Annotated in this window: 27 protein-coding genes; 16 read left to right on the forward strand and 11 right to left on the reverse strand. The window is 44.9% G+C overall.

Translation table 11 applies throughout. The features are described 5' to 3' along the window. Positions 1 to 66: 66 nt before the first annotated feature. The 4 genes from msrA to TQ33_RS10010 all read right to left on the reverse strand — a co-directional run bounded on the left by msrA (position 67) and on the right by TQ33_RS10010 (position 2,796). Positions 67 to 1,383 (reverse strand): peptide-methionine (S)-S-oxide reductase MsrA, encoded by a 1,317-nt coding sequence (gene msrA, locus TQ33_RS09995; RefSeq protein WP_407638292.1) that lies wholly within the window; start codon positions 1,381 to 1,383, stop codon positions 67 to 69. A 140-nt stretch (positions 1,384 to 1,523) separates the two neighbouring features. After that, positions 1,524 to 1,859 carry a YbjQ family protein gene (locus tag TQ33_RS10000; RefSeq protein WP_046561915.1) on the reverse strand — a complete coding sequence of 112 codons (336 nt, stop codon included), beginning with the start codon at positions 1,857 to 1,859 and terminating at the stop codon, positions 1,524 to 1,526. Further along, positions 1,856 to 2,293 (reverse strand): zf-HC2 domain-containing protein, encoded by a 438-nt coding sequence (locus tag TQ33_RS10005; RefSeq protein ID WP_046561916.1) that lies wholly within the window; start codon positions 2,291 to 2,293, stop codon positions 1,856 to 1,858. Before TQ33_RS10005 ends, TQ33_RS10000 begins: the two co-directional genes overlap by 4 nt. After that, entirely contained in the window at positions 2,290 to 2,796 is a 507-nt protein-coding gene (locus tag TQ33_RS10010) for an RNA polymerase sigma factor (RefSeq protein WP_228640144.1), read from the reverse strand. The genes TQ33_RS10005 and TQ33_RS10010 overlap by 4 nt, the downstream gene beginning before the upstream one ends. Before the next feature lie 268 nt (positions 2,797 to 3,064). Here TQ33_RS10010 and yghU point away from each other — a divergent pair, with 268 nt between their 5' ends. Both yghU and TQ33_RS10020 read left to right on the forward strand, forming a co-directional pair. Then, positions 3,065 to 3,949 carry a glutathione-dependent disulfide-bond oxidoreductase gene (gene yghU, locus TQ33_RS10015; RefSeq protein WP_046562453.1) on the forward strand — a complete coding sequence of 295 codons (885 nt, stop codon included), beginning with the start codon at positions 3,065 to 3,067 and terminating at the stop codon, positions 3,947 to 3,949. Positions 3,950 to 3,980: 31 nt separating this feature from the next. Continuing rightward, on the forward strand, positions 3,981 to 4,589 hold the full coding sequence (locus TQ33_RS10020; RefSeq protein WP_046561917.1) for a glutathione S-transferase family protein: 609 nt from the start codon (positions 3,981 to 3,983) through the stop codon (positions 4,587 to 4,589). 53 nt (positions 4,590 to 4,642) lie between these two features. On the opposite strand, the gene TQ33_RS10025 is transcribed toward TQ33_RS10020, so the two are convergent. Together TQ33_RS10025 and TQ33_RS10030 are read right to left on the reverse strand one after the other, a co-directional pair. Further along, the gene (locus TQ33_RS10025) at positions 4,643 to 5,164 is read right to left on the reverse strand and encodes an Hcp family type VI secretion system effector (protein ID WP_052735280.1); all 522 of its coding nucleotides are present in this window, start codon (positions 5,162 to 5,164) and stop codon (positions 4,643 to 4,645) included. A gap of 139 nt (positions 5,165 to 5,303) precedes the next feature. After that, positions 5,304 to 5,492 (reverse strand): rubredoxin, encoded by a 189-nt coding sequence (locus TQ33_RS10030; RefSeq protein WP_046561918.1) that lies wholly within the window; start codon positions 5,490 to 5,492, stop codon positions 5,304 to 5,306. A 159-nt stretch (positions 5,493 to 5,651) separates the two neighbouring features. On the opposite strand from TQ33_RS10030, the gene TQ33_RS10035 reads away from it, so the two are divergent. From TQ33_RS10035 to TQ33_RS10095, 13 genes are all read left to right on the forward strand, one after another. After that, entirely contained in the window at positions 5,652 to 6,665 is a 1,014-nt protein-coding gene (locus TQ33_RS10035) for an aspartate carbamoyltransferase (RefSeq protein WP_046561919.1), read from the forward strand. A 56-nt stretch (positions 6,666 to 6,721) separates the two neighbouring features. Beyond that, positions 6,722 to 7,999: a glutamate-1-semialdehyde 2,1-aminomutase gene (hemL, locus tag TQ33_RS10040; protein ID WP_046561920.1), complete on the forward strand. Its 1,278-nt coding sequence runs from the start codon at positions 6,722 to 6,724 to the stop codon at positions 7,997 to 7,999. 98 nt (positions 8,000 to 8,097) lie between these two features. Next, entirely contained in the window at positions 8,098 to 9,774 is a 1,677-nt protein-coding gene (locus TQ33_RS11700) for a diguanylate cyclase domain-containing protein (protein ID WP_169745472.1), read from the forward strand. Between the two features lie 73 nt (positions 9,775 to 9,847). Continuing rightward, a complete protein-coding gene (locus tag TQ33_RS10050) occupies positions 9,848 to 10,639 on the forward strand; it encodes an SDR family oxidoreductase (RefSeq protein WP_046561921.1) in 792 nt (263 codons plus the stop codon). 18 nt (positions 10,640 to 10,657) lie between these two features. Beyond that, positions 10,658 to 12,100: an aldehyde dehydrogenase gene (locus tag TQ33_RS10055; RefSeq protein WP_046561922.1), complete on the forward strand. Its 1,443-nt coding sequence runs from the start codon at positions 10,658 to 10,660 to the stop codon at positions 12,098 to 12,100. 54 nt (positions 12,101 to 12,154) lie between these two features. Continuing rightward, positions 12,155 to 12,640, forward strand: coding sequence for a YajQ family cyclic di-GMP-binding protein (locus TQ33_RS10060; RefSeq protein WP_046561923.1), 486 nt, complete (start codon positions 12,155 to 12,157; stop codon positions 12,638 to 12,640). A 295-nt stretch (positions 12,641 to 12,935) separates the two neighbouring features. Continuing rightward, positions 12,936 to 13,355 carry a RidA family protein gene (locus TQ33_RS10065; protein ID WP_046561924.1) on the forward strand — a complete coding sequence of 140 codons (420 nt, stop codon included), beginning with the start codon at positions 12,936 to 12,938 and terminating at the stop codon, positions 13,353 to 13,355. A gap of 15 nt (positions 13,356 to 13,370) precedes the next feature. After that, positions 13,371 to 13,913 carry a 3-hydroxyanthranilate 3,4-dioxygenase gene (locus tag TQ33_RS10070; RefSeq protein WP_046561925.1) on the forward strand — a complete coding sequence of 181 codons (543 nt, stop codon included), beginning with the start codon at positions 13,371 to 13,373 and terminating at the stop codon, positions 13,911 to 13,913. 3 nt (positions 13,914 to 13,916) lie between these two features. Beyond that, a complete protein-coding gene (locus TQ33_RS10075; RefSeq protein ID WP_179944369.1) occupies positions 13,917 to 14,936 on the forward strand; it encodes an amidohydrolase family protein in 1,020 nt (339 codons plus the stop codon). After that, entirely contained in the window at positions 14,933 to 15,775 is an 843-nt protein-coding gene (locus TQ33_RS10080) for a cyclase family protein (protein WP_046561926.1), read from the forward strand. Before TQ33_RS10075 ends, TQ33_RS10080 begins: the two co-directional genes overlap by 4 nt. 12 nt (positions 15,776 to 15,787) lie before the next feature. After that, positions 15,788 to 17,077, forward strand: coding sequence for a kynureninase (gene kynU, locus TQ33_RS10085; protein WP_046561927.1), 1,290 nt, complete (start codon positions 15,788 to 15,790; stop codon positions 17,075 to 17,077). Next, positions 17,074 to 18,438 (forward strand): FAD-dependent oxidoreductase, encoded by a 1,365-nt coding sequence (locus tag TQ33_RS10090; RefSeq protein ID WP_046561928.1) that lies wholly within the window; start codon positions 17,074 to 17,076, stop codon positions 18,436 to 18,438. The genes kynU and TQ33_RS10090 overlap by 4 nt, the downstream gene beginning before the upstream one ends. Further along, positions 18,435 to 19,490 carry a M28 family peptidase gene (locus TQ33_RS10095; protein WP_046561929.1) on the forward strand — a complete coding sequence of 352 codons (1,056 nt, stop codon included), beginning with the start codon at positions 18,435 to 18,437 and terminating at the stop codon, positions 19,488 to 19,490. The genes TQ33_RS10090 and TQ33_RS10095 overlap by 4 nt, the downstream gene beginning before the upstream one ends. Here the strand turns inward: TQ33_RS10095 and TQ33_RS12140 are convergent. Next, positions 19,487 to 19,921 carry an HIT domain-containing protein gene (locus TQ33_RS12140; RefSeq protein WP_046561930.1) on the reverse strand — a complete coding sequence of 145 codons (435 nt, stop codon included), beginning with the start codon at positions 19,919 to 19,921 and terminating at the stop codon, positions 19,487 to 19,489. The two genes, TQ33_RS10095 and TQ33_RS12140, sit on opposite strands and share 4 nt — an antisense overlap. Further along, entirely contained in the window at positions 19,911 to 22,232 is a 2,322-nt protein-coding gene (gene mrcB / locus TQ33_RS10105) for a penicillin-binding protein 1B (protein ID WP_046561931.1), read from the reverse strand. Before mrcB ends, TQ33_RS12140 begins: the two co-directional genes overlap by 11 nt. A gap of 59 nt (positions 22,233 to 22,291) precedes the next feature. On the opposite strand from mrcB, the gene thpR reads away from it, so the two are divergent. Beyond that, positions 22,292 to 22,879: an RNA 2',3'-cyclic phosphodiesterase gene (gene thpR / locus TQ33_RS10110; RefSeq protein ID WP_046561932.1), complete on the forward strand. Its 588-nt coding sequence runs from the start codon at positions 22,292 to 22,294 to the stop codon at positions 22,877 to 22,879. Positions 22,880 to 22,906: 27 nt separating this feature from the next. Here the strand turns inward: thpR and pepB are convergent, their stop codons facing one another. The 3 genes from pepB to TQ33_RS10125 all read right to left on the reverse strand — a co-directional run bounded on the left by pepB (position 22,907) and on the right by TQ33_RS10125 (position 25,703). Then, a complete protein-coding gene (pepB, locus tag TQ33_RS10115; RefSeq protein WP_046561933.1) occupies positions 22,907 to 24,178 on the reverse strand; it encodes an aminopeptidase PepB in 1,272 nt (423 codons plus the stop codon). Between the two features lie 39 nt (positions 24,179 to 24,217). After that, positions 24,218 to 24,799 carry a GTP cyclohydrolase II gene (ribA, locus tag TQ33_RS10120; RefSeq protein WP_046561934.1) on the reverse strand — a complete coding sequence of 194 codons (582 nt, stop codon included), beginning with the start codon at positions 24,797 to 24,799 and terminating at the stop codon, positions 24,218 to 24,220. 85 nt (positions 24,800 to 24,884) lie between these two features. Beyond that, a complete protein-coding gene (locus tag TQ33_RS10125; protein ID WP_046561935.1) occupies positions 24,885 to 25,703 on the reverse strand; it encodes an alpha/beta hydrolase in 819 nt (272 codons plus the stop codon). Positions 25,704 to 25,750: the final 47 nt, after the last annotated feature.

Here is a 25,750-nt window from a genome sequence, read left to right on the forward strand (position 1 = left end):
CCTGATAATAAGTCTAAGTTACTGAAGTGGCGAGAGTATTACCAGATTATGTCTAATTATGGCTTATTAACTTTTGGTGTCAGGCACAAACTCTAACACGGTGGCATTAACACAATACCGTGGTTGCCCGTTTGGGCCATCGTCAAAAACATGACCTAAGTGAATGCCAGATGATTTGGATCGAATTTCAGTGCGCTCTAAGCCAAAGGCATTGTCTTCGTGATACGTCACTGAACCGTCTACTGCCTTGGTAAAAGATAACCAACCGGTCTCCGAGTTAAATCTATCTTTAGTATCAAACAAAGGCTGGCCACTTAATTTATCAATAAATAAGCCAGGCGGGGTATCTTTAAAAATATCATACTCTTTGCAGAAGCGACTATCGGTGCCTTGTTGGAACGCAACATCATACGCTTCACTGTCACCCAGTTTAAACTTACCCAATACCGCATAAAACTCTTCTGGGGTTAAATAACCTTGATGACCAAACACTTCCTCACCATTTTCTAAAAACAATATCGTCGGCGTCGCCCACGTTTCTGTTTTTACGTCCAGTCCATCCAGCTGAGTCGCGAAACGCCAGGTTAAGGGAATCGTGCCTTGATAATCATTCGTGACGTTTTCTTTAAACTTTTCACAGTATGGGCAATAGGATTGAGGCTCAATAACCACAATCTGTTTTCCTTGTTGCAGGGCAGAGTTATCAACCTTTAGAGCTTTATCTTTGTCGTCGAAAACCACCCCCGTCGAATGGTCAGGACAGTAACCATTAGGGTTCTTCACTAAATAATCTTGGTGATATTCTTCGGCTCGATGGAATTCATCAAGGGGTTTAATGATGGTTGCGATTTGACCGAAACCTTCTTCGCTCATCAGCCGTTGATATTCAGTTTTAATTTTCTCTGCAATATCCTGCTGCTCGAAAGAGTTGGTTAAAATAGTTGAACGGTACTGAGTACCGATGTCATTACCTTGGCGGTTTACTTGTGTCGGATCGTGCCCTTCAAAATAATTTTTCAAGATTGCTTCAAGGCTAACCTCGTTACGATTAAAAGTGACTTTAACCACTTCAGCGTAATTGTTAGGATCTAAGCGGTATTTCGACTTAATGATTTCACGATACTCAGGCTTTATACCCTCGCCATCAGCGTAACCTGAGACAGCATCTACTACCCCAGGAATCGCCGCATAACGCTTCTCAGCCCCCCAGAAACAACCAGCACCTAACACGATAGAATCAAGGTGCTTACTCGCTGGCATATCACCTTTTACGTCAGCTTTTTGAGTGACTAACTCTGGCGAGCCTGCTCGGTTGAGGCCACCGGTCAAAATATAAGCCACGCCAATGACTGTCGCGACAAAAAGAATCGTTTTATATAACAGATTTATACCAATACCTTTCACAATTACCTTCCTCATTAAAAGATTGCCTCACTCAAGAGTGAGCGAGTTACCTTTAATTTAGAGTAACTCTCACTGTGTATAGATGATGTGAAGGAGGAATTGTTACAACTACAGGATGGCTAATCTGCTTTACTTAGCACCACCGCCGTACCAAAGACCAGTAACTCAGCCGCAGAACTGGCGACCATGGAAGTGGTAAAACGCGTTCCGATAACAGCATTCGCGCCAAGTAGCCGCGCCTCATCCAGTAAACGGTCTATCGCTTGTTCACGGCTTTCCGCCATTAGCTTGGTATATTCGCTCACTTCACCACCCACAATGTTGCGCAGCCCCGCTAAAATATCTCGCCCGACATGACGTGCTCTAACCGTGTTACCTCGAACCAACCCCAAAACCTTTTCGACTTTGTAACCCGGTACCTCTTCCAATGTGTACAACTCGATATCATGACTCATAATTTTACGTTCCTATATTTATCAGTTTTTCTTGCAATTAACCGCTGACGCAACACGCTTAGGAATAATCCCAGCACGGCTAACTCAATCAGTAGCACCCCAATCTTTGCCCATGTTGGCACCGCTGGTTGTGTGTAAAAAGTAAAAGCCTGCCACCCCATAAAACCAATCAAACCTATAATGAGCAGAACCCAACCCACAATTCCTAACATCTTTGACACAGGTTCATTCATGATTCTCTCCTGTTTAGCTTCCTCGCACTCAGGGTATTGTAACTGCCCCATTTCTTTTCGGATGGCGAGCAAGTCTTGGTAAACGTTTCGGCACTTGTCGCAACTTTCGATGTGCAGCCTGACACGCTGCGCTTTCTGCTGCGACAACTCTTGGTCAATATAACCGCTAATAAGCGCTTCAATATCATGACAGTGATTCATTGGTTACCTCGTTCTTGCTGTATATCACTCAAGGATTCTCTTAAAGCCAATCGCGCGCGATGCAGGCGCGACATCACAGTTCCTTTCGCAATCGATAAAATCTCAGCGATATCGTCATAACTATGTCCGTGGTAGTCGCGAAGCACGACTAACTCTCGATGATGCACCGGAAGCAAATTAAGCGCTTCTCTTAAACGCTGTTTGATTTGTTGATTCACCAACTGCTTTTCAGGAGATGAATTTTCAGCTATCGATGCTGCCGAATCTTCTAAAGGCATTTCTCGCGATTGCTTACGCAGATGGTCAATCGAAGCATTGCGCACCACCCGGTACAGCCACTTCTGTAAATCAATCCCCCCCTTGGGAGCTTTTGGATGCGACAACGCTTTCTCAAGACTCGCTTGAACCACGTCTTCGGCATCGGACTGATCACCCAGCAACTGCACAGCAAAGACCAAGCTTTTGCGACAGTAGTCATCAAGTTGTGGCACAGCATTCGACAATAACGGCTCCTTATTTCTACGTTTCTACGGAATACTAGTTTCCGCAGAGATTACTTGATTTCTAATTTAACGAAGAACTCGAGGTTTTATTCCAATCGTGTTGTTAATAACAGTTATATCACGGCATTTCACAAATCCTAAGCACGTAATACACCCCGGTAGGCCACCAATGCAAACGGCTCATAGCAGCTATTCACATCGCTCAATTGACACTTTAGGGGTGTTAGCGCTTCAATGGTTCTATCAATTCTTCAATCTAGGTATCATCATGAGCAACGATAGTAATCACACTGATAACGGATATACGCCACCCAAAGTATGGACTTGGAACCCTGGCAATGGTGGCGAGTGGGCGAGTATCAACCGACCAACAGCAGGCGCTCGCCATGAGCAAAAGCTTCCCAAGGGCGAACACCCCTTCCAGCTATATTCACTAGCCACTCCTAATGGGCAAAAGGTGACCATCATGCTGGAAGAACTTTTGGCGTTAGGCCACAACCAAGCAGAGTATGATGCTCACCTGATTAAGATTGGTGATGGCGATCAGTTTGGTAGTGACTTCGTCGATATTAACCCTAACTCTAAGATCCCTGCGATATTGGATTATAGCGATGGCCTGGCTGAAAAGCCGCAAAGGATTTTCGAGTCTGGCGCTATTCTGCTGTACCTTTCAGAGAAGTTTGATGCGCTCCTACCCAAAGAACACAGCACGCGTACGGAAGCGATGTCATGGTTATTCTGGCAAATGGGTAGCGCGCCTTATATTGGCGGTGGCTTTGGTCACTTCTATAGCTATGCGCCGTATCCTATGGAATACCCTATCGATCGATTTACCATGGAAGCCAAGCGTCAATTAGATGTGCTAGATAAGCATTTAGCCAATAACGAGTATATGGCGGGCAAAGAATACTCGATTGCCGATATCGCGATTTGGCCTTGGTACGGCAATTTAGTACTAGGCAATGCTTACGACGCGGTCGAGTTTTTGGAGGCGGCGTCTTACAAAAATCTCTTACGTTGGGCGAAACAGATCGAGAGTCGAGAAGCCGTACAGCGTGGCAGGGTAGTTAATCGTACTTGGGGCGAAGATCATGAACAGCTGCATGAGCGACACAGCGCAGCTGACATTGATCAAAAGTTGAAGGATAATTAAGAGAATCACACACAAAAACAAGGTTTTTGACATGAAGGTATACGGCGATATACGGTCTGGAAACTGTTATAAAATTAAACTCATCATGTCGTTGTTGGATATTCAGCATGAATGGATAGATATCAATATTCTTAAGGGTGACAACCTTAGTGATGCCTTTAAAGCTAAAAACCCAAGTGGCAAAATCCCCGTACTAGAGCTTGATGATGGCCGTTGTTTGTCCGAATCTAACGCCATCATTAACTATCTAGCCGCTGGTTCAGTTTATTACCCTACCGAACGATTCCTGCATGCCGAAGTGTTGCAATGGCAATTCTTTGAGCAATACAGTCATGAACCTTATATTGCCGTTGCACGCTTCATTGCCAAATACTTGGGCATGCCGGAAGAACGAAGGGACGAATTCCTATCCAAACAAGAAGGTGGCCATAAGGCACTTAGCCTTATGGAACAAAAACTCGGCAACAATGATTACTTAGTCAATAATCAGCTAACCACCGCTGATATTGCATTGTTCGCTTACACCCATGTTGCAGATGACGGTGGCTTCGATCTCAACCAATACCCTGCGATCCAGCGTTGGATTGAGCGAATCGAATCACAGCCTAAATTTTACCCCATGGGCTCAGACCCAAATTAAGATAAGAAAGCCTCCGCATGAGAGGCTTTGCATAATATAATCACTGTTTTTGGTTAATTATTTCGACATTGACGACCGCTAATAGTCGCTGTCACTCTATCGCCGAAAGAACCATCTGCCCTTTGTTGCAAATAACTATACTCAACCTCTTCGAAATTGAAACTCACTTGTTCAGTCACAGGGGCACCATCGGAACCACCTGTGTTAAAGGTTTCAATCCGTACGTTCTTAAAATTCAAGGTTAAGTACTCAAAACGAGAGCGGTTACTGTCACCATCATGCTCCACACTCAACCGAGCCTCAGGGTAAACTTCCTGTGTCAGTTGCCCCATCAAGATCGGCGGTGAGCTGACATCAATTGGTTTGACAAAATGGAAATCTCGAACACACCCTCTTCGGCGATTGGACTCAGTCCCCCAAGACCAACTTAAGACATCAATTTCGTCTTGATGCCCATTTGCTTGGCTCTCGCCCTTGATGTCCCCAATTTTCAAATATGCCGCTGACCATGCCGTACCGCTCAAACCTAAAACGAGGCTTGTAGCTATAGTGACTAATAAGACCTTTACATTCATGACGTATCTCCTGTTCCGTTTGACCATTTGTCAGAATACGCTTATCCGCAAAGCCCTGCCACTGTTGATAATTCTTACAGTTTTGACACAAAAAAACCTCCTTGAAGGAGGTTCTTTTTTTTTGTATAAAAACCGTGGTTTATAGGCTTTTCTTAAACTCGTCAGTCATCAGCTCGAAGTCTTCTTTGCCCACACCGCAATCTGGACAGTACCAGTCCTCAGGAACATCTTCCCAGCGCGTGCCTGGGGCAATACCGTCTTCTTCCCAGCCTAACTCTTCGTCATAAATAAAGTCACAGACTAAACAACGATACTTTTTATATTCCACAAATAACCTCTAAACTTGGCTGTTTTATAAATTTCGTGCCCATTTTAAGCATTTCTGGCTGAATTTCCACTTTCAAACCGGTAATTTTAGCTACATCTGGCGCAGTTCGTGTTAGAATTGCGTCCCAAGTAACTTGTCACTAAGAATTTGGGTAAACGAATGGTATTTCAAGGGCAGCACATACTTTCGATTGATCAGCTGGACAAAGAAGCGGTCGAGCGAATTATCCAAGTTGCTGATGAAATGACACCTTACGCCACTCGCGTAAAGTGCTGCAATATTCTTGATGGTGCTATTCTGGCTAACCTTTTCTTCGAACCAAGCACCCGAACTCGAATCAGTTTTGGCACGGCCTTCAATCTTCTAGGCGGTCACGTCCGCGAAACTGTCGGTATGACGACCTCGTCATTGTCCAAAGGTGAATCCCTTTACGATACCGCTCGCGTTACCGCAAACTACGCAGATGTCGTTGCTATGCGCCACCCTGAAATAGGCTCAGTAGCAGAATTTGCCCGTGGTAGTAATGTCCCCGTCATCAACGGTGGCGATGGGCCTAATGAACACCCGACGCAAGCCCTTCTTGATTTATACACCATCTATAACGAGTTGGAAGCCCTTGGTAAAGACAAAGGCACTATCAAGATCGCGATGATAGGTGACCTTAAGAATGGGCGCACAGTTCATTCTTTAACACGACTCCTGAGCCTGTTCCCGAATATCCAATTTACTTTTATCTCGCCACAGGCTTTAGCCATGCCGGATAAAGTATTAACCGCTTGTGATAATGCGGGGCTTAACTACAGTATTTCAGAAGATTTCCACTATGGTCTAAAAGGCCAAGATGTTATATACCTAACCCGCGTCCAAGAAGAACGCTTCACCACCCAGGAAGAAGCCAATTTATATCGCGGCAAATACTGTCTCAACCAAAGCTTATACAAGCAACACTGCGATAAGAACACGATCATCATGCATCCGCTACCACGCGATTCGCGTCCTGAAGCTAACGAGCTTAGCGATGACATGAACGATAATCCAAATCTTGCTATCTTCCGCCAAACTCACTACGGCGTTAAAGTTCGTATGGCGTTATTCGCCTTAGTCCTCGGCGTAGAAGATAAGCTCACCCAATTTGAAAAACCGATGAACTGGTATTCGCCACGTCACTCTTAGGCCCTCAAACTCCAAGACTCGGTTACCCATTCAGCAAATAGAATAGCGTGAAGATTATGACCATTTCCGAAGAACTTTATACTCGTGCCCAGCAGCATATTCCTGGTGGCGTTAACTCTCCTGTTCGAGCCTTTAATGGCGTTGGCGGCACTCCTGTTTTTATTAAGTCTGCCGATGGTGCCTATTTTACCTCGGCCTCAGATAAGCAGTACCTTGACTATGTTGCTTCTTGGGGCCCCATGATTTTGGGCCACAACCACCCAGCCGTTTTAGACGCAGTGATTGATGCAGCCAAGCGTGGCTTGAGCTATGGCGCACCAACCGAAGTCGAAACTGAAATGGCTGAAAAAATCTGCGAGCTGATTCCGTCAATTGACATGGTGCGTATGGTTAATTCCGGCACTGAAGCAACCATGAGCGCGATTCGTTTAGCACGCGGCTATACCGGCAAAGACAAAATCATTAAATTCGAAGGTTGTTACCACGGCCACGCCGACTGCTTATTAGTCAAAGCGGGATCGGGGGCTTTGACCTTAGGTGAACCGACTTCGCCAGGCGTTCCTGCCGATTTCGCTAAACACACGCTAACCGCAGACTTTAATGATCTGGACAGCGTTGAAGCATTGCTCCAAGCCAATAAAGACCAGGTCGCTTGTATTATCGTCGAGCCGGTCGCTGGTAATATGAACTGTATCCCGCCCGTTGACGGCTTTCTTCAAGGCTTGCGCGATCTTTGCGACCAATACGGTGCGGTATTAATTTTCGACGAAGTCATGTCAGGATTCCGCATGGGCGTTGATGGTGCGCAAGGCTATTACAAGGTTCAGCCAGACCTCACGACGCTGGGCAAAGTTATTGGTGGCGGCATGCCGGTCGGTGCATTTGGTGGTAAAAAAGCCATCATGGATTATATGGCCCCTGTTGGCCCTGTCTATCAGGCTGGCACCTTATCAGGTAACCCAGTAGCAATGGCCGCTGGATTAGCAGCTTTGAAGGAATTATCTAAGCCCGGTTTCTACGAGCCACTGTTTGCCTACACAGAAGCTTTGGTTAACGGTATGCGCGAGATTGCATCACAAAAAGGCATTCCATTCACCACCAATCATGTTGGTTCCATGTTCGGATTTTTCTTTAACGATGCCGAAACAGTGACCAGTTTTAAACAAGTAACGCAAGGCGACATGGAACGCTTCAAACGTTTCTATCATGCGATGTTGGATGAGGGAGTCTATCTTTCACCGTCGGCTTTTGAAGCAGGCTTTGTTTCAGCCTCCCACGGTGATCAAGAGTTGAAGAAAACGCTGGAAGCTTTTGAGCGCGCGCTAAGCAGGTAATTTCACAATTTTTTTGATATATTGGGCCTAAGGCACTGTACAATCCTTAACCTTTAACCGATAAGGAATTAGCCGTACTAATGAGCCTAGGCCCATTTTTGAAATCGAAGCGTTCGATCCTTTTGTGGATAGCGATAATCAGCGTTGTCCTTTCTGGCTTTTTCTACCAAAAATATCGCGACCTAGACAAAAACTACAGCATTATTCCAGCTACTGGCGAAACGCCGATTTACGCCGCCGATACCATCAAATGGCTCACTCGGCACCAACACCCTGATGGCTACTTTGTGAATAACCCTGATCTCTTTGATGAGCCCTCTATTCTCAATAAAGAGAGCGTAAGGCTATCGCGCTACGCTGTTGAGACTTTGGTCAAGCTAGGAGCCTCTGAGCAGATTAACCGCTCTGGCATTATTAATTTTGTACTCAATAATTACCAGCCCCCGAGTAATGCCATCGGAAATCTAAAAGGTTTTTCAGCGCTTCCTAATAGCGAAGTAAATATTCGCGCCACCATGGACTCCGTCATTATCTTAGAGCAACTTGATGCTCTGGGGACCATCGACACTGAAGCTGTGGCTCAGCTGATACTTGCTTATCAAAACAATGATGGCGGCTTCTGGGATCCGGGCTATCCTGAGTTCGGACAACAGTCAACAGTGAAAGCAACATCGTTTGCAGTACGCGCCCTCCATCATATGGGCAAGCTTAACTCACAAGTTGTAAGCGATGAGCGACAACAGAGAATTAACCAATTCATACAAAACTCTTGGTCCGAAGACACCAAGACCTTTGCACCCTTCCCTGGGCACCCGGCAATCAGCAGTTATGATGCCTATCGCGCATGGGTCAGTATTCATTACTTACCCATCAATCAGCAGAACAGGGAATCAATTGAAACCATGATGCACCTCGATGAACTGATTGTTAGTTTAAATGAAACCTTTAGAACAAGTGACAAGGTTTATAGCGAAGAAGGCCACTCTGAAAGAAGCTCACTAAAAGCGACATATTTAGTGGTTGCTATGCTGGATAAATTGAACTATTTAAAAGCTATTTCAGTCCCTGAAGTTGTGCAGTTTGTAAAAGGTTACCGTGACCCCAGCGGAGGTTTTTCCGGCGATATCTACTCCGTGTATTCTGCCGTGGACATACTCAGTCACCTTTCTTCAACCCGTATGACGAAGCAATTACGTATTTATCAAGTATTAACTTATAGCGCTATTTTAATAGCGCTTTTAGCCAGTTTAATCTTGTTAGCGTTACATCGCAGGGTTGAATCTCGAAAACACAGTGCGTTGGTGAGGCGCGCTCAGACTGATCGTCTAACAGGGCTTCACAATAGAGAGTATCTTGAGCAACGCCACAGCACATTCAAAGATAACTACTCGCACTTGGCATTTATCTTGCTGGACGTCGACCACTTCAAGTCTATTAATGACAACCATGGCCACCTCGCCGGCGATGAAGTCCTTATTGAGTTATCCGCCCTTCTTAGCAACAACATTCGCAAGACTGATACGCTCGCTCGCTGGGGTGGCGAAGAATTTGCCATACTGTGTCCTGCTACCGAACCCGGCCATGCTCGGGAGTTTTCTGAAAAGCTTCGTGCTTTGATTGAAGCCCACACATTTACACCAGTTGATAACTTAACTTGCAGTTTTGGTGTCGCTTGCGCTGGCAAAAATGAAACACTGCGAGATCTGTATATAAAGGCCGACAAGGCACTTTATCAATCAAAACGTGATGGCCGTAATAAAGTCACCTATCTATAAGACGCGATAGCCCATTTCAGTCCCTGCTTAAATATGCTTAAATATTCTTTTTAAGCAATGTAAAGATATTACTATGAACTTATCGCTAATCGGAAAAACAGCTTTAGTTTGCGGCTCTAGCCAAGGCATGGGTAAAGCTATCGCCAAACAATTATCAGAACAAGGCGCTAACGTAGTACTGCTCGCTAGAAACCAAGAAAAGCTTGAAGCTGTTCAAAATGAACTTGATCACTCGCAAGGCCAAGATCATCATATTTTAGTCGCTGACTTCACTAATCCAGACAACGTCAAACAGGTCGTTTACGATTATTTGCAGGAGCCAGAAGCAGCTATCCATATTCTAGTCAATAACACCGGTGGTCCAGCTCCTGGTCCAGCAAACGCGGCTAACACTGCTGACTTCCTTGCTGCATTTAATCAGCACCTTGTCTGTAACCACGAATTGATGAAGCTGGCCTTACCGAGCATGAAAGAAGCTAAGTTTGGACGTATCGTGAATGTCATTTCAACTTCTGTAAAGCAACCGCTGGATGGTTTAGGAGTATCAAACACGGTTCGCGGCGCCGTAGCAAACTGGGCAAAAACACTGGCTAACGAACTAGGACAGTTTAATATTACCGTTAATAATGTCCTACCAGGCGCGACCAACACCGTCAGATTGGAAGCTATTATTCAGAACAAAGCCAAGAAAAAAGGCGTATCGATCGAAGAAATGGAGCAGGAAGAAAAATCGATCATTCCAATGAAACGCTTTGGAACTGCTCAAGAATTTGCGAATGCCGTGGGCTTCCTAGCATCGCCTGCAGCTGGTTATATCACAGGAGTTAACTTACCTGTCGATGGCGGCCGTACAAGCTGTTTATAAGCTGACGAGGACGCTTCAATGCAAATCATAAGAAACTATGTTGGCGGTGAATTAGTCGAGCCTATACAAGGGAAGTATATTGATAATGTTGAGCCAGCAACAGGTCAGGTCTATAGCCAACTCCCAGAGTCGACAGAAGAAGATCTTGAGCGAGCGGTAGAAGCCGCCGAAAAAGCACAGCCTGAGTGGGCGGCTTTATCGCTAGAGGAACGTGCTGCGATCTTGACTAAACTTGCTAACACTATCGACTACCATTCAAATCAACTGGCAAAAGCTGAAGCCGTGGATAACGGCAAACCATTCACACTGGCTAAAAATGTGGATATTTACCGTTCAGCCGCTAATATTCGTTTCTTTGCACAAGCCATCACGCAATTTTCAAGCGAAAGCCACGCCATGAGCAACGAAGCAATTAACTATACGCTTCGTGATCCCATTGGTGTTGTGGGCTGTATTTCCCCTTGGAACCTCCCCCTTTATTTGTTCACATGGAAAATTGCTCCCGCTTTAGCAGCCGGCAATACCGTTATCGCGAAACCTTCTGAAATAACACCGATGACCGCTTATCTTTTTTCAAAGATATGTATCGAAGCAGGCTTACCTGCGGGTGTATTGAATATCTTACACGGTACTGGGCCTTCAATAGGTAACCCGCTCACAACTCACCCCAAGATTAAGGCGATTAGCTTTACCGGTGGCACTGCAACGGGTGCTCATATCAGCAAGGTCACTGCTGCTATGTTTAAAAAGTTGTCTCTTGAACTTGGTGGGAAAAATCCAACCTTGGTCTTCGCTGATTGTGATTTTGAAGACACGGTTGATAACGTGGTTCGTTCAGCTTTCTCTAACCAAGGGCAAATCTGTTTATGTGGCTCAAGAATTTATATCGAACGTCCGATTTACCAGAAGTTTAAAGAGGCGTTTGTCAAAAGAGTCAAAACATTAAAGCTCGGGGACCCGCTTAAAGACACGACACAATTTGGAGCGCTGGTGTCAAAGCCACATATGGATAAAGTCCTCTCTTATATCGAGCTCGCTCAAGAAGAAGGTGGACGCATCTTAACGGGTGGAAAACAGACCAAGCTCCAAGGTCGTTGCCAGAATGGCTTCTTTGTAGAGCCCACTGTCATAGAAGGGCTGGATAATAACTGCCGAACCAACCAAGAAGAGATCTTCGGTCCAGTCTGTACCATCATGCCGTTTGATAATGACCAAGAAGCCGTCTCACTGGCCAATGGTACTCAGTACGGACTTGCTTCGAGTGTCTGGACCAGTGACTTGAAGCGAGCGCATCGAGTTGCTAAGCAGATAGAAGCAGGTATCGTCTGGATCAACTGCTGGTTACTGCGAGATCTTAGAACGCCGTTTGGTGGCGTTAAAAGTTCCGGTGTTGGGCGTGAAGGTGGTTTAGAAGCACTGCGCTTCTTTACTGAACCAAAAAATGTATGCATTAAATATTAATCCAGTTACCATTAGGCCCATTAACATTACAAAAATATTGACAGGAAAAATACCATGCCATCTTTTGATATAGTTTCTGAAGTCGATAAGCATGAAATCACGAATACCGTAGACAATGCAAATCGCGAACTAACCACACGTTTCGATTTTCGTGGCGTAGACGCTAGCTTTGAACAAACTGGCGACAGCGTAAAAGTTACGGCTGAAGCTGACTTCCAAGTCGATCAGATGATCGATATCTTCTATCGTAGTTGTACCAAGCGTAATATTGACGTTAATGCTCTCGATATTTCTGATGACGCAACACACTCAGGAAAGACCTTTTATAAAACCGTTACTTTTAAGCAGGGCATCGACAAAGAGACCGCTAAAAAGATCACAAAACTCATTAAGGAATCAAAGCTTAAAGTACAAGCCTCAATACAAGGCGAACAGGTTCGCGTTACTGGAAAGAAACGTGATGACCTACAAGCAGCTATGGGTATTGTACGTCAAGCAGAGCTAGGGCAGCCCTTCCAGTTTAATAACTTCCGCGATTAATACGCCAAGCAAGGGAGTTACCTCTCTTGCTTGTTATACCTTTTTTTTGGTATAAATAGCCTCATGCATTACTTTCCACACCAAAAAACATCAGGGTTTATCTTCGCTCATCAGGGCGGATGTAAGTGGATCCTCGATAAGTAAAGCTCTCCCTTTCTTATGTTAGGCGTTTGCACACGCCTGAAATACCGAGTATTTTTTATACATTGCTATAACAGCAACCCATTATTTGATCAGCTCCTTGACCTCTATTCGTTGTGTGACTGGTCTATACAATTAAAGACTTGAGGATTTTATGTCAGAAAAGTTCGTATCCAGTAAGGCTCCTGAACCCGTCGGTTTATACCCTCATGCTCGACGCGTGGGTAATTTATTATTCTTATCTGGTGTTGGCCCTCGCCAAAAAGGCAGTAAAGAGATTCCTGGGGTGACACTCGATCAAGATGGCAACATTACCGATTATTGCATTGAAACCCAGTGCCGTAGTGTGTTCGATAATATTCGATGGATTTTGGAAGAGTCAGGCTCAAGTTGGGATCAATTAGTTGATGTACAAGTTTTCTTAACCAACATGAAAGATGACTTTAAAACTTACAACAAAATCTACGCGGAATACTTCGCTGATAATCAGCCTTGTCGCACCACCATTGAAATAAGCTCATTGCCAACACCAATTGCGATTGAGCTTAAATGTATCGCAACCATTGATGAATAAGGAAAGGAGTTACCCATGAGCGAGTCACTCAGTAAGCCAGTTCCGCCCTTCAACTTTCAGAAGTGGATTGATGAGCATCGACACTTATTAAAACCCCCGGTCTGCAACAAACAAGTTTTTGAACAAGATGATTTTATCGTGATGGTGGTCGGTGGGCCTAATGGTCGTCGCGACTTTCACTATGATGAAGGTCCTGAATTTTTCTACCAGCTAGAAGGTGAAATGGAGTTACGAACGATTCAAGAGGGTAAACGTGTGGACTACCCAATAAAGGCTGGTGAAATTTTCTTATTGCCACCCAAAGTCCCTCACTCTCCAGTTCGTTTTGAAAACTCTATTGGTCTTGTGGTGGAGCGCAAAAGGCTTGACCACGAAAAAGATGGACTCATGTGGTTCTGTGAAAAGTGTGACCATAAACTTTACGAAGAGTACTTCCAACTAACGAATGTTGAGAAAGACTTTTTGCCGGTTTTTGAACGCTTCTTAGAAAGCGAAGAGCATCGCACTTGTAGCCACTGTGGTGAAGTAATGCCTAAAGAAAACAAATTGGATCTGTAATTTATGAACCAACTGAAAATTGATATACATACACACATACTTCCTGAAAACTGGCCAGACTTAAAAGAGCGTTACGGTTACGGTGGCTTTGTACAACTCGACCACCATAAGTGTGGTTGTGCGCGCATGATGGTTGATGGGAAATTCTTCCGTGAAATTGAAGAGAACTGCTGGTCACCAGAAGTACGCATGAAAGAGTGTGATGTTCATGGCGTTCATGTTCAGGTTCTATCAACAGTACCCGTCATGTTCAATTACTGGGCAAAACCTGCTGATACTCACGACCTTTCACGTTATTTAAACGACCATATCGCTAGTGTCGTTAAGCAATATCCAAAACGCTTTATTGGCTTGGGAACCCTGCCAATGCAAGCGCCGGACTTAGCTATTCAAGAGCTAGAGCGCTGCGTAAAAGAAATTGGATTAGCTGGCGTCCAAATTGGTTCTCACATTAACGATTGGAACCTTAATGCGCCAGAACTCGCTGAGTTCTTTGCTGCGGCTGAAGAATTAGACGCCGCAATATTTGTGCACCCATGGGACATGGTCGGCAAAGAGAAGATGCAAAAGTATTGGATGCCATGGTTAGTCGGCATGCCTGCAGAAACGTCGTTAGCGATTAACTCAATGATATTTGGTGGCGTCCTAGAGCGACATCCAAACCTGAGGGTCGCCTTTGCTCATGGTGGAGGCAGCTTCCCTGCCACGATTGGTCGTATTGAGCACGCCTACAATGTTAGACCGGACTTAATGACCGTGGATAACCCCCACAATCCTCGCAAATATTTAAAGCAAATTTACTTAGATACACTGGTTCATGATAAAGGAATGTTGGATTACGTGGTGAACTTGATGGGGCCTGAAAAGCTCGCCCTTGGTACTGACTACCCATTCCCTCTCGGTGAATTAGAGCCTGGAAAGTTAATCGCCTCGATGGATTACGATGCCAGCGTCGAAGATCGCTTATTACATGGAACCGCTCTCGAATGGCTAAAGCTGAATAAACAGGACTTCCTGCCATGAATCCTTTTGTTGAGTTTGACGGTATTGAGTATCAACTGGAGTTATCGCAGGCTTGCTCTATTGCAATCCCGTTAACCTTTGATCAACATCAGCCGAATCATTTTGGTGCGGATAAAGCTCAGTCCAACGTCTTGGAGGCTGGAGGTTTTGTTGGTGATACCCGTCGTGGTGGCAGTTGTAATGTCCAATCTATTTCAATGGTCCCACACTGTAACGGCACACACACTGAAACGGTTCAGCACATTGTTAATCAAGGGGTTCCTGTAGGCGATTCATTATCCAGCTCGCTAACCAGTTGTTATGTGCTGTCAGTAACGCCAATCAAAGCCAGCGAGACTCAAGAAAGCTACTATCCTGGTCTGGCTGATACCGATCAGGTCATTACCAAGCAAGCTTTGCAACAACAAGTTTCCAATGAAGACTTAGATTTAATGGGTGCTGTCGCTATCAGAACCTTACCTAATAACGATAGCAAAACATCACAAGTCTATGGCCATGATGCGCAACCACCTTTCTTCACTACGGAGGCTATCGAGTGGTTGAGCCAATCAAACATCCACCACTTGTTGGTGGACTTTCCTTCTATCGACAAGATGTACGACGAAGGTCATTTGCATAATCACCACTTGTTCTGGAATGTGCCTGTGGGTAGCCATGAATTAACGGACACCACTCTTGTACATCGCACCATTACAGAAATGATCTTTATCAATGATGACATCACCGATGGATTGTATTGGTTAAACCTACAAGTACCACATTTTCAACTGGACGCAGCTCCTAGCCGACCAGTTCTTTACCCTTTAACTGACGTTTCTGATTTAGAAAGTGACGAATAAGTTGGACTACACATGAGTAATTTATTTTCCTTAGAACACGCACAACAACTCGATTCACAAGATCCTTTAAAGCATATTCGCGACGAGTTTCACATCCCCAAACAAGACAATGGCGATGAAGAAATTTATCTTTGCGGAAACTCTTTAGGGTTACAACCAAGGTTGGCCGCCGAATACGTGAATGATGAGTTATCACAATGGCAAAAGCTCGGTGTTAAGGGTCACTTTTCAGGTGATTATCCTTGGATGCCCTATCATGAGTTTTTGAGTGAAGGTTTTGCCGATTTGGTGGGCGCAAAGATTAAAGAAGTCGTTAGCATGAATACACTAACCGCTAACCTTCATTTTATGATGGTCAGTTTTTACCGTCCAACCACTCAACGTCATAAAATCATTATTGAAGATCACGCCTTTCCTTCCGATCATTATGCGGTTGAATCACAAATTAAATATCATGGATTTGATCCCGAGCAAAGCATGGTTTTATTAAAGCCTCGCGACGGTGAAGAAACTTTGCGCGACGATGATATTTTGGCTGCCATTAAAGAGCATGGCGAAAGCACAGCCCTGATTATGCTGCCTGGCGTTCAGTACTACACCGGGCAAGTCCTCGACATGAAAAGTATCACTGAAGCCGGCCACGCCCAAGGTTGTAACGTTGGTTTTGACCTAGCTCATGCCGCAGGTAACATTCCAATGCAGCTTCATGACTGGGGCGTCGATTTCGCTGCTTGGTGCACCTATAAATATTTGAATTCAGGGCCAGGCTCAGTCGCTGGTTGCTTTGTTCATGAACGCCATCATAGCAACAAAGATCTGCCTCGGTTTGCAGGTTGGTGGGGCCATGACAAAGACTCTCGCTTTAAGATGGAGAATCATTTTGTTCCAATGGAAAGCGCTGAAGCATGGCAGTTATCAAACCCACCAATCTTGTCTTTAGCAGCGATACGTGGCTCGCTTGATACCATAAAAAAAGCTGGCGGCATTCATCAGTTACGTCATAAATCGCTCAAACTAACCAGCTATTTACGCCAGTTACTTGAGCAAGAACTTCCGCAAACCATTAACATCTTGACACCAGAAGACACTAAGGCGTCAGGTGCGCAGTTGTCCCTAACGGTTAATCTGGATGGCGCTGATGGTAAGCAGATATTTGATGCCATTGAAAAAGCAGGGGTTACCTGCGACTTCCGTCATCCAAACGTTATTCGTGTTGCTCCAGCGCCACAGTACAATTCGTTTGAGGATTGCTATCGCTTTGTGAGTATCCTCAAGAAGTCGATTGAAGGAGCTGTTTCATGAGTCAACACATCACCATGATCGGAGCCGGTTTAGTCGGTTCTTTAATGAGTATTTATCTAGGACAACGTGGGTATAAAGTCGATGTTTATGACAAGCTTCCGGATATCCGACAAGCAAGTATCCCTGCCGGACGCTCTATTAATTTAGCTCTAGCCAATCGCGGTATTCGAGCGCTTCAACAAGTTGGGGTGATGGATAAAGTTAACCAGCTTCTTATACCAATGAAAGGCAGAATGCTGCATGATGTTACCGGAAAACTCACTCTTCAACCTTATGGGCAAAAACCTGAAGAAGTGATTTACTCAGTTTCACGCGCGGGCTTAGTCAGCTTACTGCGCGACGAAGCGGAAGCGACTAACAATGTCACTTTTCATTTTGAAACGAAATTGGTTGATATCGATCCTGAGAATCAAACCATTAACTTAAAGAATGAGCAAAACGATGATGTTATGACTCATCAGTACGATATTTTGCTCGGTACTGATGGCGCTGGTTCTAAGACTCGTCGTTCCTTAGAAAGCTTAGGCTTGACTGGCTTTAGTTCCGATCTGCTTGAGCATTCTTACAAGGAACTAACGATCCCCGCGGGTGACGTCAACCAGTTCCAAATTGACAAAGAAGCGCTGCACATTTGGCCTCGTGGCGGCTACATGTTGATTGCACTGCCCAATCTAGATGGCTCTTTCACAGTAACCTTATTCATGCCCAATAAAGGGCCAATCAGCTTTGAAGCGTTTAGTGACAAAAAAGCCGTTGAGCGCTTTTTTAAAGAACAATTCAGCGACGTGTTGGAGTTAATCCCTAACCTAGCAGACGATTACTTTACCAACCCCACAGGCATTCTCGGCACCGTACGCGCAAAAAACTGGGCTCATGGCAATATCTTACTGTTTGGTGATGCGTCACACGCCATTGTCCCTTTTCATGGCCAAGGCATGAATTGTGGCTTTGAGGATTGCTCCGAACTCTATCGCTTGTTAAACAAACACTCTGATGATTGGAGCAAAGTTATTTCTGAGTTTACCTCGGCCAGACGAGACAATGCTGATGCTATTGCAGACATGGCACTAGAAAACTATGTTGAAATGCGCGATTCCGTTCGCGATCCACAGTTCCAACTAAAAAAAGCGATCGCCTTCAAACTAGAGCAGCATTACCCGACTCAGTTTATTCCTCGTTATTCCATGGTCATGTTCCATCACATCCCTTACGCTGACGCTTATCGCCGAGGAAAGGTTCAAGCTGACATACTAACGCAACTATCCTCAGGTAATGATAATATCGACGACATTGATTGGCAGCTTGCTGCTCAGTTAGTGCAAGATAAATTAGAACCAATCTCTAAGGAGTTTCTACATTGAAGATCACACACTTATTAGCCTTGGCTTTTACAGTATCTCTGGCTAGCCATACCTTAGCTGCACAAGATAATGATAACGCCAACGATCATGCCAAAGATAATAATGAACTGGCTGACCAGTGGATGAACTACCTTGCTAGTGATGAACGCCAAGGGCGCTTAACAGGCAGCACAGAAAATACGGAAGTTCAGTCTTGGCTTATTGAGCGCTTTAAAGAAATCGGGTTACAAAAAATCCCAGAGCAAGACTCTTATTTACAGAAGTTTACTGCTCACAACCGAGATGGGGAACCACTACAAGCGGCCAATGTGATTGGTTATATTCCTTGTAACTGTAAATCAGATCGTTATTTCATCGTAGGCGCACATTACGACCATGTAGGCGTAAATCCTAAACTCGAAGGCGATCAAATTTTTAATGGCGCTGATGATGATGCTAGTGGCGTTGTGGCCTCATTAATTTTCGCGAAAACGTTAAAGCAATATAAGCAGTTACCTTTCAACGTTATTATCGCAGCTTGGGATGCCGAAGAAATGGGCTTGCAGGGTTCAAAGTATTTTGCGCAAAACCCTTGGCTACCATTGAACAAAATCGAAAGCGGCTTCATGTTCGAGTTAGTTGGCGTACCACTAAAAGATAAGTTAAACAGTGCTTGGATGACAGGGGAAAAATACTCCACACTTTACCCAACACTGAAAGCCGAATTGGAAAAGCAGGGTTGGCAACTTGATCCTGTTTTAGATCCTCGTATGGGTCTGTTTTTCCGCTCTGACAACGCCCCCTTTGCAATGCTAGATGCCTCAAACGAGGATATAAAGAAAGCGTTTCAAAACAAAGAAAAAGCTAAGGTTACGGGAATACCGATGCACGCCATCTCCGTTTGGCGTGGTCAACCACATTATCATCAACCTAATGATGATGCTTCAATTATTCATATCCCTAACCTGGTCTCGCTGGCTGAGTCTCTAGGGAAAGCATTTCACGAATTGCCATCAAACACGCAAATCGAATGGCTTGAGAACGAGCAGTTCCAGTTTTCGCGCCCTAATTAATTATTGTAAGCGCGATAATGTTGGTGGTTGCTAAGTACTTTATTAACCTTAGCAACCATCTCCTCTAAATCTTCTTTCCCATACGCTACTGACGCAACTTTCCCCCAAACAGGGGCTGGCCAAGCCGCATCATTTTTATAGCGCACAACGTGATGAATATGTAATTGCGGCACCATATTACCAAGCGCAGCTTGATTCATCTTATCGGCTTTAAAAGTATCATTCAGGGCTTTCAGTACATAATGAGACTCATCCATTAATTGCAACTGTTGTGAATCGGACAGCTCAAAAACTTCACGCACACCATCAACTTGTGGCACCAAAATCAGCCACGGGTAATTGGCATCGTTCATCAACAACACTCGGCACAGCTCAAACTGCCCAAGCTGGATGCAATCCGCGGCTAATACTGGATGTAACTTAAAGGCCAAAGAATGACTCCTCTTCCTCTGGTTCACAGGGCGCATACTCTCTCGGAGCTGTCCCACGAATAAACGGAATTTCGACCGATTCCTCACAGTAGTCATTGGCTAATAATCCACTTTTAGCATCAATAAGCTTCCACTCAATATTCTCTTCGTAACCCAACCTTAAGGTTTCTGTTGGTATACCGTTAAAAATATCCGTAAATACTGGAAGCGCTGCTGATGACCCTGTAATGTTTGCTTCCTTACTGTCATCACGACCGACCCAAACGACCGCCAAGTGTTCGCCTGAGAAGCCTGCAAACCACGAATCTTTCAAGTCATTCGTGGTGCCTGTTTTTCCTGCGAATTTAGTGAAAGGGTTTTGGTTATGTAAATAACGCGCGGTTCCTTTTTCAACCACTAGCTGCATCCCCGCCTTCACTAAATAGGTATTTAGCTCTGACGCAATACGCTCAGACTGAATAGGATAGCGCTCTAATAGCACCCCTTGATTATCCGTTACAGCAGTAATCGCGGCTGGTTTAATCTTTAGTCCGCCACTCGCTAAAGACTGATATAAACCGGCTAGCTCAACTGGCGTTAGTTCCAAAACTCCTAAAGGTAACGCATCTAAGGCTCTTACCTCACCGTCGACACCAGCCTGCTCAATAAAGTCCGCCACCGTATCAATCCCTACCTGCTGTCCTAAACGCGCCATAGCAATGTTGTATGACTTCATCAAAGCAACGAACAAAGGCACTTGCCCGTGATACTCGCGGTCATAGTTTCTTGGCTGCCATAAAGTACCATCTTGCTGTTTCAACGATAGCGGCTCATCACTGATAATCGTTGCCAAATCATACTTATCACTTTTCTCTAATGCCGCTAGAACAACATAAGGTTTAATTACTGAACCAATCTGTCGCTTCGCATCAATCGCGCGATTAAACCCTGCTTTGTCCGAATAACGATCACCGACTAAAGCCAAAATATTACCGGTCTGACTCGAAGTAATGATCACGGCTGTTTGTAATGAATCGTCTTCAATGCCTTTGGACTTTTCAATACGGGATAAAGTCTTTGCGACCTTTTCTTCCGTGTAACGTTGCATCACTGGATCAAGTGTGGTGAAAATACGAAGTCCTTCTGACTTTAACTCGTCTTCTGAATAAGAGTCCTGCAAGCGGCGGCGCACGAGATCCATAAATGCAGGCACTCGTGATAATTTCAATTCAGGCTTGTTAACCACCGATAATGTGGTTTCACGCTGTTGCTCGTACTCTTGTTCAGTGAGGTGCTTTTGCTCATACATTAACCGCAACACCTGGTTCCGACGCTTCAAAGCGGCTTCTTTTTTCCGGCGAGGATTGTAACCACTAGGGCTCTTAAGCATACCCACTAACATTGCTGATTGCGCAGGAGTTAAGTCACGAACACGTTTATCAAAAAAGTACTGACTGGCTAAGCCAACACCATGGATGGCACGGCCACCATCTTGTCCAAAATATACTTCATTATAATAGGCCTGCAAGATATCGTCTTTTTCATAACGAACTTCGAGTATCACTGACATGATGGCTTCTTTAAATTTTCGCCATAAGGTTCTGTCGTTGGTTAAGAAGTAGTTTTTAACCAACTGCTGGGTAATGGTGCTACCACCTTGAGAACGTCCCTCACTGGTGATGTTGTGCCACAAAGCACGCATAATGGCTTTTGGTGACACACCGCTATGCTCATAAAAAGCACGATCTTCCACAGTTAATAAAGCTTGCTTGAAATGCTCAGGGACGTCATCAAGATGTACTAAAATTCGGTCTTCCAATCGGTTCGGATGGAACTGACCAATTAACAAGGGGTCCAAACGCGCCATCTGTAACGTTTCACCAGTTTCACGATTCTTTAGACCAGCAATACGGCCTGACTGGATAGTAAAGGAAACCGGTAACGATTCTTGTTGGCCGTCCCAAAACTGGAATTCACGAATATGGATAAAGAAAGAACCTTGATAATTCTCATAATCACCTTGGCGTGTGGCTTTGACCACTTTGCGATAACCCAGAAGCTCTAGCTCCTGTCGCAAACGCGTTCGCGTCATGGGCTTGCCATTAGCCAGCTCTAACGATTGTGCGTACACTCTAGCAGGCAGTTGCCAACGGTTTTCTTTAAACTTGCTTTGAATGACGGAGTCTAGATAAAGTGTAAAGCCTGCCAGCAATACGACAAAAATAAGGGAAAGCTTCCAAAACAGTGAGCGCCACTTTTTTCGTCGAGCCTGTTTCGCTTTGGAATTTTTGCTTATGGGTTTACTGGTTTTCTTTTTTGGTTTTTTTGACATACTATCAGTAAAGTTCGTTTCATTAGCGCCATCTTAGCAAATAAACCATCAAAGATTATATGTCATCTATTACAAATTCTGTTAAAAAAAAGGCGAGACTGTTTTTTGCTATAGAGCTCTCTCAAGAGCTTAAAAACCAGCTTGAGGTTTTACAGCAATCTAACCCAGTATTTGTGGGACGTCCCGTAAAGCCCCACAATTTCCACATCACCTTACAGTTCTTGGGTTCTGTCGAACACCAGCTTATTCACGATCTGATTGATTGTGTTGAAATTCCTGGGATTAAACCCTTTTTAGGCTCTATTGAACATTATGCTTATTACCCTAAGAATGAGATTGGTTGTGTCGAAGTACAGAAAGGAAAACAACGACTTAGCGCTCTCAAGTCACATCTAAGTCGTTGCCTAGCCAATGAAGGGCTTTATTTTGCAAAAGACAAACACAGCTTTCGTCCTCACATCACCCTATACCGTGAATGTCAGCCACTCGGGGATATTCAACAAGTTCTCAATCTAGAATTTAAGGTTGAACGCTTCTGCCTCATGGAATCGATACAGAATGACAAAGGTGTTTATTATGAAGTGCTTGAAGAATGGTCGGTCTACGAGCCGAGTATCAAGGAACAGTTTTTTGGAATTAAAGACTAGGTGGGCCAAAGCCCACCTTATGTCCGATTAGCTTTTCAACAGTTTTGCAGCGATACTTCTAAAGCCTAGACCGGTACCACCCGCGGACCACTTAGGCGTTGGGCTGTCGTTATAAGCAGAGGCTAAATCAATATGCACCCAACCTTGCCCATTATTTGGTACAAAGCGGGATAGGAAGCCTGCGGCATTACTCGCTCCGCCTGGACCACCACCTTTTACCGCTCGGCTGTTAGCCGTATCAGCAAAGTGCGATGGGCAACGGTGGGCATGGAATGGCTCTAACGGCAACGGCCAGTGGCGCTCGTTCTCTGTTTTAGAAATCGCTAAAAATTCGTCGCTCGCATCTTTATCAAGCGCAAACACAGCATTGTAGTCACCGCCTACGGCAGTCACGGCTGCGCCAGTCAAAGTCGCCGCATCAATAATCGTTTTAGCGCCAGACTGTCCAGCCAGCAATAAACCATCAGCCATCACTACACGGCCTTCGGCATCAGTATTCTGAATTTCTACCGTGACGCCATTCGGGTACGTCAAAATATCACCCAGCTTGTAGGCATGCCCGCTGATTAAGTTTTCTGCGCAACACAGGTACAGATCGACCGGCTTGTCTAAACCACGCAAAATGGCTAACGCTAAACCGCCCGTTACCGTGGCTGCGCCGCCCATATCGGCTTTCATGTGCAGCATGCCAGCACTTGGCTTGATGCTGTAACCACCGCTATCAAAAGTAATCCCCTTACCCACTAACGCGGCGACGGGAGCGCTCTTATCGCCCTTAGGATCAAACTTAAGTTTTAACAATGCTGGCGGACGAGTTGAACCACGTCCCACTTCCCAAGTGCCAATATGCCCCTGTTTTTCCAAGTCTTCGCCGGAAATAATGTCATAAGTGACATGGTCTGGCGCTAAACCTTGAATAAATTGAGCAGCTTCTTGTGCCAAAACTTCTGGCGCCAATACTTCTGGCGTTTCGTTGACCATTGAACGCATCCAGCGACTGACTTGTATACGAGCATCTAACTCTTGACTATCGCTTTCACTCAGCTCTGCAAAATCAATCTGAACATCCAGTTTAGGCTCGTAAGCTCCCTGAAAGAATGCCCACTGCTGCTCAAGCTGCCAGTCGCCTTTTAAAGTGAAGAATGACAAACCTTGTGTCATTAAACGACGCGCTGCAACTTGAATAAGCTCTGCATTGTCAGCATGAATGGTTGCGCGGTCATCTTTAAAGCTCAGCAAAGCACCTTCACCCCATTGCTCGGGCGCACTATCGCTGGAAAGATAAATCTCTAAAGTCATAAGTATCCTTATTTGATTAAAGCTGGGCGAATCGTGTGTTTAGAACAGGTGCCCTAGCTTCGATTGTTTGGTTGATAGATACATAGCATTGTGGGGGTTTTGCCCAAATTTCAAGGGCACACGTTCAACCACGTCAATACCAGCGTCTTTCATTGAGCTCACTTTTCGCGGATTATTGGTCATCAGTCGAATTTTCGACACGCCTAAAATATCCAGCGCATCAGACGCAACTTTAAAATCACGTTCGTCCGCCCCAAACCCTAGGTGCTCATTAGCCTGCACCGTATCCATACCTTGATCTTGCAAGGAGTAAGCACGAATTTTATTGGTCAAACCGATACCTCGGCCTTCTTGGCGCAAATACAGCAACACACCACTACCTTCTTCAGCAATTTTTTCTAACGCTGCACGAAGTTGAAAGCCACAGTCGCAACGCAAACTAAACAGTGCGTCACCGGTTAAACACTCAGAGTGAATTCTTGCCAATACGGCCTGTTCTTTGTCCCACTCGCCAAAAGTCATGGCAATATGCTCTTTACCATCATCGGTTTCAAGCGCATGGATCACAAAATCTCCCCAAGGAGTTGGGAGCTTGGCCTGTAGGCTATCTTGCTGGTTCATTCGGTTTGTATACCACTAATTTTGAGAACATTGCCATTTTACACGATGTGTCAACTAATCGACACCCTGTATATTGAGCCTTTGGTCAGGCCGCCTTTTCTGGTTTTATAATGTCTGACACTTTAACCCAGAACTCATCCCAATCGTCAGGCGTATCGGCATGTCCGGTCGAGTATATCTGATGCTCTGCATCCTGTTTGGCCGCTAATAACTTGGTTAATGCATCAATAGGAACGGTTCTATCCGCCTCACCATGCACTAAATAAGCACGACCCTTATAGTTTTTCAGAGCTGAGACATTATCGAACGGGTCGCGCACCAAGAAGCGTGGTACCCAGCGTTTCTTGGCTAAGTCCATCACGCTGGAATAAGTCGACATCAAAATAACCGCATGTGGGGTTTTGTCAGACAAAATGCTCAATACAGCACCGCCACCCATCGAACGCCCTAGTAATGAAATATGCTCATGATCAAACTGAGGTTGCTGCTCAATCCAATCATAAGCGTTCAACATGCATTCTTTGATGGTTCTATAGCTTGGCCTACCGTCGGAGCGACCATAACCAGGGTACTCAGCTAAAACCACACTAAAGCCTTGCCCACGAATATAATCCAGTCTTGGCGCCCAGTCATCAATGATGTTGCCATTACCATGAGCCAGCATGACAACTGGAGAACGCTCACCATAAACATCCTTTAACGGTGCAAGATAAGCCAATTCAAATTCACCCTGAGAAAAAGATAGCCGCACAAGCTCACCACCAGCTTGAGTGATAAGTTCGGCATTATGAGCCGGCAATTCATGGACTGGAAACAGCAAGCGGCGCTGTAATACATAAAAAAACAGCACATACAGGATATAAAATCCTACGATTGAGATGAGGCCCCATATAACAATTTGCATAAATCTAAATATTGCGTCTACTATTTATACTGTTAGAATTTCTACAT

The sequence above is a fragment of the Kangiella geojedonensis genome (genome assembly GCF_000981765.1).
GTDB classification, from domain to species: Bacteria; Pseudomonadota; Gammaproteobacteria; order Enterobacterales; family Kangiellaceae; genus Kangiella; species Kangiella geojedonensis.

Excerpts from the sequence above, each read along its gene's own strand:
- TQ33_RS10000 (WP_046561915.1), bottom strand. The coding sequence starts at position 1,859 with ATGAGTCATGATATCGAGTTGTACACATTGGAAGAGGTACCGGGTTAC.
- TQ33_RS10005 (WP_046561916.1), bottom strand. The coding sequence starts at position 2,293 with ATGAATCACTGTCATGATATTGAAGCGCTTATTAGCGGTTATATTGAC.
- yghU (WP_046562453.1), top strand. The coding sequence starts at position 3,065 with ATGAGCAACGATAGTAATCACACTGATAACGGATATACGCCACCCAAA.
- TQ33_RS10020 (WP_046561917.1), top strand. The coding sequence starts at position 3,981 with ATGAAGGTATACGGCGATATACGGTCTGGAAACTGTTATAAAATTAAA.
- TQ33_RS10025 (WP_052735280.1), bottom strand. The coding sequence starts at position 5,164 with ATGAATGTAAAGGTCTTATTAGTCACTATAGCTACAAGCCTCGTTTTA.
- TQ33_RS10035 (WP_046561919.1), top strand. The coding sequence starts at position 5,652 with ATGGTATTTCAAGGGCAGCACATACTTTCGATTGATCAGCTGGACAAA.
- hemL (WP_046561920.1), top strand. The coding sequence starts at position 6,722 with ATGACCATTTCCGAAGAACTTTATACTCGTGCCCAGCAGCATATTCCT.
- TQ33_RS10050 (WP_046561921.1), top strand. The coding sequence starts at position 9,848 with ATGAACTTATCGCTAATCGGAAAAACAGCTTTAGTTTGCGGCTCTAGC.
- TQ33_RS10055 (WP_046561922.1), top strand. The coding sequence starts at position 10,658 with ATGCAAATCATAAGAAACTATGTTGGCGGTGAATTAGTCGAGCCTATA.
- TQ33_RS10060 (WP_046561923.1), top strand. The coding sequence starts at position 12,155 with ATGCCATCTTTTGATATAGTTTCTGAAGTCGATAAGCATGAAATCACG.
- TQ33_RS10065 (WP_046561924.1), top strand. The coding sequence starts at position 12,936 with ATGTCAGAAAAGTTCGTATCCAGTAAGGCTCCTGAACCCGTCGGTTTA.
- TQ33_RS10070 (WP_046561925.1), top strand. The coding sequence starts at position 13,371 with ATGAGCGAGTCACTCAGTAAGCCAGTTCCGCCCTTCAACTTTCAGAAG.
- TQ33_RS10075 (WP_179944369.1), top strand. The coding sequence starts at position 13,917 with ATGAACCAACTGAAAATTGATATACATACACACATACTTCCTGAAAAC.
- TQ33_RS10080 (WP_046561926.1), top strand. The coding sequence starts at position 14,933 with ATGAATCCTTTTGTTGAGTTTGACGGTATTGAGTATCAACTGGAGTTA.
- kynU (WP_046561927.1), top strand. The coding sequence starts at position 15,788 with ATGAGTAATTTATTTTCCTTAGAACACGCACAACAACTCGATTCACAA.
- TQ33_RS10090 (WP_046561928.1), top strand. The coding sequence starts at position 17,074 with ATGAGTCAACACATCACCATGATCGGAGCCGGTTTAGTCGGTTCTTTA.
- mrcB (WP_046561931.1), bottom strand. The coding sequence starts at position 22,232 with ATGTCAAAAAAACCAAAAAAGAAAACCAGTAAACCCATAAGCAAAAAT.
- thpR (WP_046561932.1), top strand. The coding sequence starts at position 22,292 with ATGTCATCTATTACAAATTCTGTTAAAAAAAAGGCGAGACTGTTTTTT.
- pepB (WP_046561933.1), bottom strand. The coding sequence starts at position 24,178 with ATGACTTTAGAGATTTATCTTTCCAGCGATAGTGCGCCCGAGCAATGG.
- ribA (WP_046561934.1), bottom strand. The coding sequence starts at position 24,799 with ATGAACCAGCAAGATAGCCTACAGGCCAAGCTCCCAACTCCTTGGGGA.
- TQ33_RS10125 (WP_046561935.1), bottom strand. The coding sequence starts at position 25,703 with ATGCAAATTGTTATATGGGGCCTCATCTCAATCGTAGGATTTTATATC.